This window comes from Aminobacter sp. GW821-FHT11F06, assembly GCF_058808215.1.
In genome coordinates this window covers 117,251-130,087 of record NZ_JBXARL010000007.1, presented here as the reverse complement: position 1 = coordinate 130,087, position 12,837 = coordinate 117,251, and the positions used below count along the sequence as shown (strand labels likewise).

General features: G+C 63.5%; 7 protein-coding genes. 5 read left to right on the top strand and 2 right to left on the bottom strand.

The window, feature by feature from the left end; all coding sequences use genetic code 11:
* Positions 1 to 60: 60 nt before the first annotated feature.
* From AC1RTB_RS17975 to AC1RTB_RS17955, 5 genes are all read left to right on the top strand, one after another.
* On the top strand, positions 61 to 1,599 hold the full coding sequence (locus tag AC1RTB_RS17975) for a Do family serine endopeptidase (protein WP_492880178.1): 1,539 nt from the start codon (positions 61 to 63) through the stop codon (positions 1,597 to 1,599).
* 189 nt (positions 1,600 to 1,788) lie between these two features.
* Entirely contained in the window at positions 1,789 to 2,463 is a 675-nt protein-coding gene (locus AC1RTB_RS17970) for a response regulator transcription factor (RefSeq protein WP_476787533.1), read from the top strand.
* Entirely contained in the window at positions 2,463 to 3,914 is a 1,452-nt protein-coding gene (locus AC1RTB_RS17965; RefSeq protein ID WP_492880179.1) for a sensor histidine kinase, read from the top strand. The genes AC1RTB_RS17970 and AC1RTB_RS17965 overlap by 1 nt, the downstream gene beginning before the upstream one ends.
* Positions 3,915 to 6,875 carry a bifunctional [glutamine synthetase] adenylyltransferase/[glutamine synthetase]-adenylyl-L-tyrosine phosphorylase gene (locus tag AC1RTB_RS17960; RefSeq protein WP_492880180.1) on the top strand — a complete coding sequence of 987 codons (2,961 nt, stop codon included), beginning with the start codon at positions 3,915 to 3,917 and terminating at the stop codon, positions 6,873 to 6,875.
* A 69-nt stretch (positions 6,876 to 6,944) separates the two neighbouring features.
* Positions 6,945 to 7,409, top strand: coding sequence for an EF-hand domain-containing protein (locus AC1RTB_RS17955; protein ID WP_492880181.1), 465 nt, complete (start codon positions 6,945 to 6,947; stop codon positions 7,407 to 7,409).
* Positions 7,410 to 7,491: 82 nt separating this feature from the next.
* Here the strand turns inward: AC1RTB_RS17955 and AC1RTB_RS17950 are convergent, their stop codons facing one another.
* Together AC1RTB_RS17950 and pepN are read right to left on the bottom strand one after the other, a co-directional pair.
* A complete protein-coding gene (locus AC1RTB_RS17950; RefSeq protein ID WP_492880182.1) occupies positions 7,492 to 9,822 on the bottom strand; it encodes a PAS domain-containing sensor histidine kinase in 2,331 nt (776 codons plus the stop codon).
* A 219-nt stretch (positions 9,823 to 10,041) separates the two neighbouring features.
* A complete protein-coding gene (pepN, locus tag AC1RTB_RS17945; RefSeq protein WP_492880183.1) occupies positions 10,042 to 12,687 on the bottom strand; it encodes an aminopeptidase N in 2,646 nt (881 codons plus the stop codon).
* Positions 12,688 to 12,837: the final 150 nt, after the last annotated feature.

The following is a 12,837-nucleotide window of genomic DNA, read 5'->3' as shown; positions in this document are numbered from 1 at the left end:
TCTATCTCTTGATCTATCGGATGCGGAACCAAGGCATCCCGTTCAAGAGGATCAGAGACAATGAGCACCGCCCCAAATTCCATTTCGCGTTCGCGCAAGCGTCTCCTGGCCGCCGCCGCATCCCTTGCCCTCGTAGGTGCGATTGGCTTCGGCGCCATGACCAGTGGAACCCTCCCAGTTTACGCCGATGCAGTAAATGTCACTGCACCGCAGGTTCCGAGCTTCGCCGATGTTGTCGAGCATGTCTCGCCGGCCGTGGTGAGCGTTCAGGTCAAGGCCAGGATCGATCCGGCTGCCGACACGGGCTCTTCGCCCTTCTCCGGCCAGCAGGGATTTGACAATCTGCCGGACAATCATCCGCTGAAGCGCTTCTTCCGCCAGTATGGGCAAGACGGCAACGGCAACCAGAACCGTGCCCAGCGCTTTAGCCCCCGCGATGGTAGCCAGAAGCCGCGGCCGGTCGCCCAAGGATCGGGCTTCTTCATCTCCGACGACGGTTATCTCGTCACCAACAACCACGTCGTTGCCGATGGCACCGCCTATACCGTCGTCAGCAACGATGGCAAGGAATATGACGCCAAGTTGATCGGTACCGATCCGCGCACCGACCTTGCCGTGCTCAAGGTCGATGCCCCGACAAAGTTCACCTATGTCAACTTTGCGGACGACGCGAAGATCAGGGTCGGCGACTGGGTCGTTGCCGTCGGCAATCCGTTCGGGCTCGGCGGCACCGTCACCGCCGGTATCGTTTCGGCGCGCGGCCGTGATATCGGCGCTGGCCCCTACGACGACTTCCTGCAGATCGATGCCGCGGTCAATCGCGGCAATTCGGGTGGCCCTGCCTTCAACCTCAATGGCGAAGTGGTCGGCATCAACACCGCCATCTTCTCGCCGTCGGGTGGCAGCGTCGGCATCGCCTTTGCGATCCCGGCCTCTACCGCCAAGCAGGTGGTCCAGGATCTGATGAAGAATGGCAGCGTCCAGCGTGGTTGGCTCGGTGTGGAGATCCAGCCTGTAACCAAAGACATTGCGGAGTCCCTCGGCCTCAACAGCGAGAAGGGGGCTCTCGTTTCGAGCGCCCAGGACACCGGCCCGGCCAAGAAGGCGGGTATCGTCGCTGGTGACGTCATCACCCAGGTCAACGGTCAAGAGGTCGCCTCTCCGAGGGAACTCGCCCGTCTGATCGGCGCTGTCACTCCTGGCAAGGCGGTTGCCGTCACCGTCTGGCGCAACGGCAAGGCCGAAAACGTCAGCGTCGACCTCGGTACGCTTCCGGGTTCGGACAAGCAGGCCTCGGCGGACCAGCCTTCGGCCCCCGGCGAACCCAGCTCGCTTGCCGATCTCGGCCTGACGGTCACGCGTTCGGAAGATGGCAAGGGCCTCGTGGTGACGGATGTCGACCCCTCCAGCGATGCCGCCGATCGTGGCATCCAGGCCGGCGACATCATCACCGCGGTGAATTCGGCCGAAGTCAAGTCGCCTGCCGATGTGACGCAGGCGCTCAGCCAGGCGGAAAAGGCGGGCCGCAAGGCCGTTCTCTTTCAGATCAGCCGCGAAAACAGCAATCGCTTCGTGGCCCTGCCTGTCAATCAGGGCTGACCGATCACTCCCGCCGGGCGGTTTCATCACCCCCGAGCCGCCCGATGGGAGATGACGGCGCCGGATAGTTTGTCAGTCTTCGATTCCGGCCCCGGCGGCAGCGGGCTCCCATAGCTCGCTGCCGCTTCAATCTTTGGAGGAAACGACATGTCGCCTCTGATATCCGGTAAAATCGCGTATAACGACGGCATGAAGATTCTTGTCATCGAAGATGACCGTGAAGCCGCCGACTACATGCAAAAGGCTTTCGCGGAAGCTGGCCATACCGCCCATGTCGCGGGCGACGGTGATTCAGGTTTCGCCCTTGCCGATGCTGCCGAATACGACGTCATGGTCGTTGACCGCATGCTGCCGAGGCGCGATGGTCTTTCGGTGATCGCCGGGCTGCGCTCGCGCGGCAACACAACGCCGGTTCTGATCTTGTCGGCGCTTGGCGAGGTCGATGACCGTGTGACGGGCCTGCGCGCCGGCGGCGACGACTATCTCACCAAGCCCTACGCCTTTTCCGAACTGCTGGCGCGTGTCGAAGTGCTCAACAGGCGCGCCCCCGCGCGCGAATCCGAGACGGTCTACCGCGTCGGCGATCTCGAACTTGACCGGCTGTCCCACACGGTGCGCCGCGGTTCCCAGGAAATCACGCTGCAGCCGCGCGAGTACCGGCTGCTCGAATATCTGATGCGCCATGCCGGCCAGGTGGTGACCCGCACCATGCTGCTCGAAAACGTCTGGGACTATCATTTCGATCCGCAGACCAATGTGATCGACGTCCACATATCGCGGCTGCGCGGCAAGATCGAAAAAGGATTTGAAACGCCGATCCTGCACACAATTCGCGGCGCCGGCTATATGCTCAAGGCAGGTTGATGGCGCTCAGACTGCCGGCCATCATGAAGACCACGGCAGCGCGCCTCTCGGCGCTCTACTTGCTGCTTTTCGCGCTTTGCGCGGTCCTTCTGGTCTTTTACATGACATCGCTGTCGGCGCGCATGCTGACGGCGCAGACGCAGGAAACCATCAACGAAGAAGTGCTCGGTCTCGCCCGCGCCTACCAGCGCGGCGGCATCCCCTCGCTGGTGCGGGTGGTCGAACAGCGTGCCAGGCAGCCGGGCGCCAACCTCTACCTGCTTGCCGACCCCAACGGCCAGATCCTGTCGGGCAACGTCCAGGGCATCCAGCCCGGCGTGCTCCAGCGCGAAGGTTGGAGCGAGCTGCCATTCTCTTACGAACGCTACGGTGAGGTCGCCAGCGGGCGTACGCCGCCCGCCTCTGAAAAAACAGTGACGGAAACCGTGACCGAGGAGAGGCACAACGCCATCGCGGTGGTGCTGCGGTTGCCCAACCAGATGATCCTGATGGTCGGCCGCGATCTCGGCGAACCGGAGCGGTTCCGCGAAGTGGTGCAAAAGGCGCTGATGGTCGCGCTTGGCATGATGGGCTTTGGCGGCCTGCTGATCTGGTATTTCGTTGGCCGTCGCGCGCTCAAGCACATCGACGGTGTTTCGGAGGCCAGCCGGCGCATCATGGCCGGCGATCTGAGCGGTCGCCTGCCGGTCACCGGTGCGGGCGATGAGTTCGACAGGCTTGCCGAAAACCTCAACGTCATGCTGACCCGTATCGCCCATCTCAACGATGGGCTGAAACAGGTGTCCGACAACATCGCCCACGATCTCAAGACGCCTTTGACGCGCCTGCGCAACCGGGCCGAGGCAGCACTGTCGGGAAAAAAGACGGGAGCTGATTACCGCGAGGTGCTGGAAGGCACGATCGCCGAATCCGACCAGCTCATCCGCACGTTCAACGCCATCTTGATGATCTCGCGGCTTGAGGCGGGCTATTCCGCCGAATCCCTGGCCAAGGTTGACCTTGCCGCCGTCGTTCACGACGTTGTCGAGCTTTATGAGCCGGTCGCCGAAGAACTGGGTGTTGGTCTTGAGGCGACGGTTGTCGGCGAGTTCATGATCAACGGCAATCGCGAGCTGATCGCCCAGGCACTGTCCAACGTCGTCGACAACGCCATCAAGTATTCCGCCGGCTCGGTCGAGGCGCCGCATGTCAGCGTGACACTGAAGCGCGAGGGCGACGAGATTCGCCTGCAGGTCGCCGACAATGGGCTTGGCATTCCCGATGAAGGTGATCGCATGCGCGCCACCGAGCGTTTCGTGCGGCTGGAACAAAGCCGCTCGCAGCCAGGTTCCGGGCTTGGGCTCAGTCTCGCCAAAGCCGTGATGAAGTTTCACAACGGGCACCTTGATCTTTTGCCCGGCAATCCCGGATTATCGGTCCTGATGGGCTTCCCCGGATCGAAGGACGAATAGATGAAAAGCGCGGCGGCCAGGAAGAATGCGACCGAATGGCAGCTGGCGCTCACGGCTGATGTCGTGCCGCTCGACCCTGAACGCGCCCGGCGCGAGCTCTCCGAACTGGCGAGCCTCGCCAAGGAGGAGGGGCTTGATCGGCTTGCCGCTTTCCTGAAGGCCAAGGGCCCCACGCAGGATTTCCTGGCCGCGGTTTTCGACCTTTCCGAATTTATGCGTGCCGGCGCCCGTCGGCAGCCGGAAATGCTCGACAAGCTGTTCGATCAGAGCGTCGAGGAACGGCTTCAGGCGATTGGCGACGTGATTGCCGCGTCACCGCGCGAAGAGGGGGTTACTGAGGCCACCTTGATGATGCAACTGCGCCGGCAAAAGGCGGAAGCACATTTCCTCATCGCGCTCGCTGATCTCGCAGGCGAGGCCGATGCCTCGGTCAGCGTGCGCCGCCTGAGCGATCTTGCCGACCTGTGCACCGGTGCGGCGGTGAACTTCCTGCTCAGGGATGCGCATGGGCAGGGCAAGCTCAAGCTGCCCGATCCCGAAAACCCGGCCGTCGGCTCCGGCTGGATCCTGCTCGGCATGGGCAAGCTGGGTGCCCATGAGCTGAATTTTTCCTCCGACATCGATCTCGTCGTCTTCTTCGATCCCGAAGCACCGGCGATCATCGACCCATACGAAGCAACCGAACTGTTCGCGCGCCTCGCCCGGCGCCTGGTCCGCATCATGCAGGACCGTACCGAACACGGCTATGTCTTCCGCACCGATCTGCGCCTGCGCCCCGATCCGGGCTCGACGCCGCTGGCGATCTCGATCCATGCCGCGCTGCATTATTACGAGAGCCGCGGCCAGAACTGGGAACGCGCGGCGATGATCAAGGCGCGTCCCGTCGCCGGCGATATCGCTGCCGGCGAGGCCTTCCTGAAAGAGCTCCAGCCCTATGTCTGGCGCAAATACATGGACTATGCGGCCATCGCCGACGTCCATTCGATCAAACGCCAGATCCACGCCCACAAGGGCCACGGCGAGGTCGCGGTCAAAGGCCACAACGTCAAGCTTGGCCGTGGCGGCATCCGCGAGATCGAATTTTTCGTCCAGACGCAGCAACTGATCGCCGGCGGTCGTTTCCCCGAACTGCGTGGCCGTGCCACTGTGCCGATGCTCGACCAGCTTGCGGTGCGCGGCTGGATCACGATGGAAGCCCGCGACGCGCTGGAGCGGCAATACTGGTTCCTGCGTAGGGTCGAGCACGCCATTCAGATGGTCGCCGACGAGCAGACCCACACCTTGCCGGAAGACGACGAAGGCCTGGCCCGCATCGCCCATATGCTTGCCTTTGCGGATGCCGAGGCCTTTTCAAAGGCTTTTCGTGCGTCGCTGCAGGAGGTCGAGCGGCATTATGCGGCGCTGTTTGAGGCCGCACCGGAGCTTTCCTCAGGCGTCGGCAATCTTGTCTTCACCGGCGATGTCGATGATCCCGATACGCTGCACACGTTGCGCCAGCTCGGCTTCCAGCGTCCGTCCGACATTTGCCGCGTCATCCGCAGCTGGCATTTCGGCCGCTACCGCGCCACCCAGTCGGCCGAAGCGCGCGAGCGGCTAACCGAACTCACCCCGGCTCTGCTCGAAGCCTTCGGCAAGACCCGCCGCGCCGACGAGGCGCTGATGCGCTTCGACGAATTCCTCGCTGGCCTGCCCGCCGGTATCCAGCTGTTTTCGCTGCTTCAGTCCAACCCGGCGCTGCTCAAGCTCCTGGCCACCATCATGGGGGCGGCACCGCGCCTTGCCGGCATCATCACGCGCCGCCCGCATGTCTTCGACGGTCTGCTCGACCCCGCACTGCTGTCCGAGCTGCCTGATCGCGCTTACCTTGCCGCGCGCCTGTCGGCCTTCCTCGAAAGCACGCGGCTATATGAGGAGGTGCTCGATCGCCTGCGCATCTTCGCCGCCGAGCAGCAGTTCCTCATCGGTGTGCGGCTGCTTGCCGGCGCGATCGACTCCGCACGCGCAGGAAAGGCCTTTTCCGACCTCGCCGACCTGACAGTGGGCACCGCTCTTGAAGCTGTCGAAGCCGAGTTCGCGCGGCGTCATGGCAAGGTCGCGGGCGGGCGTGTGACCATCCTTGGCATGGGCAAGCTCGGCAGCCGCGAGCTGACCGCCGGCTCCGACGTCGATCTGATCCTGCTCTACGATCACGACGAGCATGCGGAAGAGTCCGACGGCGACAAGCCCATGGCGCCGTCGCACTATTTTTCGCGCATGACCCAGCGCTTGATCGCCGCCGTTTCCGCGCCTACCGCAGAAGGTGTGCTCTACGAGCTTGACCTCAGGCTGCGTCCGTCTGGCAACAAGGGACCGGTCGCGACCCATATCTCGTCGTTCCGCAAGTACCAGCGCGAGGACGCCTGGACTTGGGAGCATATGGCTCTGACCCGCGCCCGGCCTATCGCCGGCGATGCTTCGCTGTGCACCGAGGTCGAAGCCCAGGTGGCTGCCATCATTGCCTTGCCGTGCGATGCGGCCAAAATTGCCGCCGAGGCGCGCGACATGCGCCAGATGATCGAGGACGAAAAGCCGCCGCAGGATATCTGGGACATCAAGCTGGTGCCTGGCGGGCTGATCGACTTGGAGTTCATCGCCCAGGTGGCGGTGCTGACAGGCAAGATCGAAGGGCAGGGCCATGCCACCGGCACGGCGGACACGCTCCACAGGCTCGCGCCTGCCTTTGCCGACGCGCAGACGCGCCAGGACCTTGTCGACGCCTATGCGCTCTATTCGGCAATCACACAGATGACGAGGCTGTGCCTCACCGGTGCGTTCGAGCGGAACGACGTTCCGCCAGGACTGTCGGACCTGCTGCTTGCAGCAACCGACCTTCCCGATTTCGGCGTGCTCGAGGCGCACCTTCACGAGACGTCGCAGAAGGTCAGAACGCATTTCGACCGTCTGCTTCGTGGGAAACGATGATGCCGGCGGTGGGAAGCCGGGCTCGTTTCCAACTGCATCGGGGGTAAACGGTGCAACAGGAGAAGTACCATGAAAACGTCCACCACACTCGCGCTCGCCTTCATCGCCCTGGCCGGCGTTGCCGGCACTGCCTACGCTCAGCAAGATGACGGCGATGGCATGCGAGGGCCGGGCAAGATGCGGCTCCAGAAGGCGATGAAGGATGCCGGTGGCAGCCTGACCTTCGACCAGTTCTCTGCGGCCATGGACACGCGGATCAAGAAGATCGTCGCCGACAATGGCGGCAAGGTCACCGTGGAACAGCTCGCGGCGGCGCTCGAGAAGGCGCGTTTCGAGGAGATGGCCAAGCGTATCATATCGCGCTACGCGGCCAACAGCGACGGCACCTTAACCACCGACGCCATCCAGGCGCGCGAAAAGAAGATGTTCACGCTGATGGACCGCAACGATGACGGCAAGATCTCCCAGGACGAGCTGCCGCGTCACAACGGTCAGGGCCGCCGCGGCGGTCGTGACGGCGGCGAAATGAAGTAAGCTGGGCGCTTGTCGGCCTTCTCGGGGGAGCAATTCCCCGAGAGGGCAAGTGCCAATTCAAGCTGTGGCTGCTGGACGCCCTTCAGGCGGCCTTGGCCATGCGTTCGACGCGGCGCACCGGAATGCGCACCGACACAATCGTGCCGACGCCTTCGGTCGACCTGATCTTCAGCGCACCGCCATGCAGCTCGGCCAGCGAACGCGAAATCGCAAGGCCCAGGCCCGAGCCGGCATGGTTCTTCGAGAACTGGTTCTGCACCTGTTCGAACGGCCGGCCGAGCTTGCTCAGCGCATGTTTCGGAATGCCGCAGCCATTGTCTTCGATGCTGAGCGTGAGGGCGCCCGAGGCGTTGCGCGCCCGCACCGAAATGCGGCCGCCCTCGCCGGTGAACTTCACCGCGTTCGACAACAGGTTGATGACGATCTGCTTGACCGCCCGGCGGTCAGCGAACAGCGTCATGGAATCGGCGATCTGCGTCTCCACCGTGATCGACTTTTGCGCAGCCTGTAGCGAAACCACCCGAACGGTCTCGCGGATCAGCGGGCAAAGATCGATCTCCTCGCGGTCCATCGAGAACTGGCCGGCTTCGATCTTCGACATGTCGAGGATGTCGTTGATGACGCCCAGAAGATACTTGCCGCTGGAATTGATGTCGCGGGCATATTCCTCGTAGCGCGGCGAACCCATCGGTCCGAACAGGCGCCCTTCCATCAGCTCCGAAAAGCCGATGACCGCATTGAGCGGAGTACGAAGCTCATGCGACATGTTGGCGAGGAATTCCGACTTGGCGCGGTTGGCCGCCTCGGCGCGCTCGGTTTCCTTCATGTATTTGCGGTTGAGCTCGACAAGTTCGTGCGAACGCTCTTCTTCCGAACGCCGCGCCAGGCTGAGATCGTGGATCGTCGCCATCAAGCGCCGTTCGCTCTCCATCAGCTTGTCCTGGTGCTGCTTGATCTGGGTGATGTCGGACCCGACCGACACTAGGCCGCCATCGCGCGTGGTCAGTTCGTTGACCTGCAGCCAGCGCCCATCGGCCAGCTGACGCTCATAGGTCGCACCCGCGCGCGGGCCATTGGCGCTGGCCAGCCGCCGCTCCGAGGCGAAGGCGACCATGCGCGCTTCAAGGTCTTGACGCGCTGTGCCCGGCAGCACGTCGCGGTCGTTCAGGCCGTTGTCATGCTGATACTTGGAATTGCACATCACCAGCCGGCCGTTGGCATCCCAAAGCACGAAGGACTCGGTGATGTTTTCGATTGCCGCCCGCAGCCGCTGGTCGGCAGCCTCCGAGCGCAAGGCGAGGTGGCGCTGCTCGGTGATGTCGACGGCAATGCCCGTCATCTGGATTTCGGGCGCCTCGGGATCGATAACCTGGGCGCGAGCGCGCATCCACACCCAGCGGCCATCGGCATGGCGCATGCGGAACACACGGTCGATATGGTCGACTTCGCGCGCCACCACCTGATTGGCCAGCTCGAACAGGTCGCCGTCTTCTGGGTGGATGATGCGTGCCACTTCGCCGAACGAAAGCATGGCCTCGCAGGCCTCGTAGCCGAGCAGCTGATACATCGAACGCGACCAGTACATTTTGCCGCGCACCATGTCCCAGTCCCACAGCCCGCATTTGCCGCGCACAAGGGCGAGGTCGATGCGTTCATGCGCTTCGAGATAGATGCCGTCGGCGGCCTGGGCGCGCGCCGCCTGGCTGAAATAGGCGTAGAGGATGAGGATCAGGATGCCGGCTGTCATCACAAACAGCGCGACGTTGAGCGACACCGTCTTGCGCCATTCGGCGAACACCGCGTCTTGCGGCACAAGGGCGGCAGCGGCGGCGCGCTTGCCGTCGGCTAGGCTGACGGCCGCGAGCCAGTCCTGGCCACCGATGCGAACGTCCATCACGCCGGCGCGGTCGCCAAACATGAACAGCGGCTGGCCGCCCGAGATGATGGCGTCGAGCGCCTGGCCTTGCCAGCCGGTTGACTGCGGGCTCACCGCGATGACGCGGAAGTTCTGGTCGGTCAGCGCAATGACGTGGCTGCGGCTGAGCGTGCCTCGCTGGCTGGTGCGTTCAAGCAGCTCCTGGCCAGCGGTGGCGCGCGGCACGTCGGTCGCGGCACCCACCATCATCGAATTGACCATCTCGCCGGCGGCGAGCGACAGGATCGCCTTGGCGTTGCGCTCGACGTCGTCGCGCAAGGCCATCATCGACAGGAAGCGTGTGCCGGCAACGACGATCAGGAAGATGACGATCAGCGTGGGGATCGAGCGGCGGAGCAGCGGTTCGGCGGCAAGGAGCCGGCGGTAGGCGGGCTCGGCGATAAGACGTGCATTGCCCGACAGACCAGCGCCACGCGCCTGCCTGCGACGGCCAAAAGCAGTCTCATCGGGCGCGCTCCACGCGTCCGCCTTTGCCATAAATGGCTCCCCAAATCCCGTTTCCTGGTAGCTGATCCGGCATACACCGAACTTCCGAATCGTCACTAAAGAATCAAAGCTGATTCGCCTTGTCCAGTGGGCTGGGTGAAAAAGATTAAAATTCGGCTAAAAGACAGCCGAATTGGGTTTGGCGTATCGCACCAGCCAAACGGCGGCCCCGACATTTCGGAAGCCGCCGAAAGAGTTGGCTGGCCCGGATCAGGCCAGCGTGCGCTCGATGATGTCGCGCAGGTCGGCAGACAGACCTTCCTTGGCCTGGATCGAAAGCAGTGCCGCGCGCGCCTTGGCCTGGCGTTTCGGCTCGAGCGAGCGCCATGATCTAAGCGCCGTGGCCAGGCGTGCCGCGACCTGTGGGTTGCGCTTTTCGACCGTCAGCACGGTTTCGGCAAAGAAGGTGTAGCCCGCACCATCGGCACGGTGGAAGCCTGTCTGGTTGGCGCTGGCGAAGCCGCCGATCAGCGAGCGCACCCGGTTGGGGTTGGCGATCGAAAACGCCGGATGCTCGATCAACGCTCGCACCGCGTCGACCGCTCCGGCGCCCGGCGCCGTTGCCTGGATCATGAACCACTTGTCCATGACCAGTGGATCGGCGCGGTAGCGCTTGTCGAATTCGGCCAGCGCTGCCTTGGCTTCGGCCGAGCCGGCGTGGCGATGCGCCAGCACCGCAAGGGCTGCCGCACGGTCGGTCATGTTGGTTGCGGCAGCGAAATGCTCGGAGGCGAGAGCCGCGCCGCCCGGCAGGATGGCGAGGTAATCCAGCAGGATATTGCGCAAGGCGCGCCGGCCAGCGCTTGCCGCATCCGGCGAGAAGCCGCCCGACATGCGCAAATCCTCGTAAAGCTGCGAAAAGACTCCGCTATTGCTCTCCGCGATCTTCCTAGCCAGCGCCTCGCGTCCGGCAAAGATCGCGTCGGGATCGATGTTCTTGCCGATGTCGCGGGCGATGTCGGCTTCACCCGGCAGGGCGAGCGCCAGCGCCCGGAACGCATGCTCCAGCGCGTTGTCGCCAGCGATGCGACCGGCGAGCGCGGTCAGCGCGCCTGCGAACTGCGGCTGCTTGCCGCCGAGGATGTTCTTGAACGCGCCGATCGTTGCGTCGGTCAGGAGCGTGTTGAATGCCTGCCAGCGCGAGAACGCGTCGCTGTCGTGCGAGGCGAGAAAGATCTGGTCTTCCTGCCGCTGCTCGATGCTGAGTGTGATTGGCGCCGAGAAGCCGCGGTTGAGCGACAGCACCGGCCGTTCGGTAACTCCCGAAAACGTCACCACGTGCTTGCGCTTGCGGACATGGATGACACCGTTTTCGACCGTCGCACCCTCGGCCGCGTCGAAGGCCATGTCCTTGCCGTCTGAACCGACAAGCCCGAAAGCGAGGGGAATATGCATCAGCCGCTTGCGGCTTTCCGACGGCGTCGGCGGCACCGACTGCTCGATCTCGATGGTGAACTGAGCGGCCGCCGGATTATGCGCCGTGGTTACGCTCAAATTCGGCGTGCCGGCCTGGTGATACCAGAGCGCGAACTGCGCCAAGTCGCGGCCCGACACATCCTCGAACACCTTGAGGAAGTCCTCGATGGTTGCGGCGTCGCCGTCATGACGCTCGAAATACAGGTCCATGCCCTGCCGGAACAGCGCTGCGCCCAGCACGGTACGGATCATCCGCACCACTTCGGAGCCTTTTTCGTAGACGGTCGCGGTGTAGAAGTTGTTGATCTCGCGATAGCGCCGCGGACGGACCGGATGGGCGAGCGGACCTTGGTCTTCGGGGAACTGGTGCGCGCGCAGCGTACGCACCTCGGCGATGCGCTTGACCGGCCGCGAGCGCTGGTCGGCGGAGAATTCGTGGTCGCGGAAAACCGTCAGCCCTTCCTTCAGGCAGAGCTGGAACCAGTCGCGGCAAGTGATTCTGTTGCCTGTCCAATTGTGGAAATATTCATGCGCGATGATCGCCTCGATATTGGCGAAATCGGCGTCGGTCGCGGTCTCCTCGTCGGCAAGCACATACTTGTCGTTGAAGATGTTGAGCCCCTTGTTTTCCATCGCGCCCATGTTGAAATCCGACACGGCAACGATGTTGAAGACGTCGAGATCATATTCGCAGCCGAACACCTCTTCGTCCCACTTCATCGAGCGGCGCAGCGAATCCATGGCGTAGCCAGCCTGGTTTTCCTTGCCGTGCTCGACATAGATGCCAAGCTCGACCGAGCGGCCCGAGGCGGTGACGAAACGGTCCTTGATGCAGCCGAGGTCGCCGGCGACCAGCGCGAAGAGATAGGACGGCTTGGGGAAGGGGTCGTGCCAGACGGCGAAGTGCCAGCCGTCGGCCAGATCTCCCGCTTCGACAGGATTGCCGTTGCCGAGCAGCAGCGGCGCTTCCGAGCGCAGTGCTTCGATGCGCACGGTGTAGACCGACAGGATATCGGGCCGGTCGAGGAAATAGGTGATGCGGCGGAAGCCTTCGGCCTCGCACTGCGTGCAATAGACCTTGCTCGAGCGGTAGAGCCCCATCAGCGCCTCGTTGCGCGATGGCGCAAGCTCGGTCTCGATCAACAGCGTGAAGCGGCCCGAGGCGGGTGGACTGTAGATGACCAGCTGGTCTGGCGTGGCGTCGAAGTCGGCGGCATCGAGCGTTTCGCCGTCGATCTCGATGCGGCGCAGCGTCAGCCCGTCGCCGTCGAGTTCGAGCTGCACCGGCTTGTCGATGCCCGCGCGCCGCTCGATGGTCAGCCGCGCCACCACCTTGGTGCTGTCCTGTCCGAGCCGGAAATCGAGCTCGGTCCTGGGGATCAGGTAGTCGCTCGGCCGGTAGTCCTCGAGACGAAACACCTGTCCGGTATCAGTACGCATGTGATGGGCCTTCCTGTCGACTTCCGTACGCATGATGCACGCTGGTAGAATAAATATGCGGCCGCTGCTCTTTACACGAAACGCCCCCTCGGCAAAACTGTCGGGGACCGCACAATTGCTGCGCTCCTCAACAATCCTCACGAGGCAGAT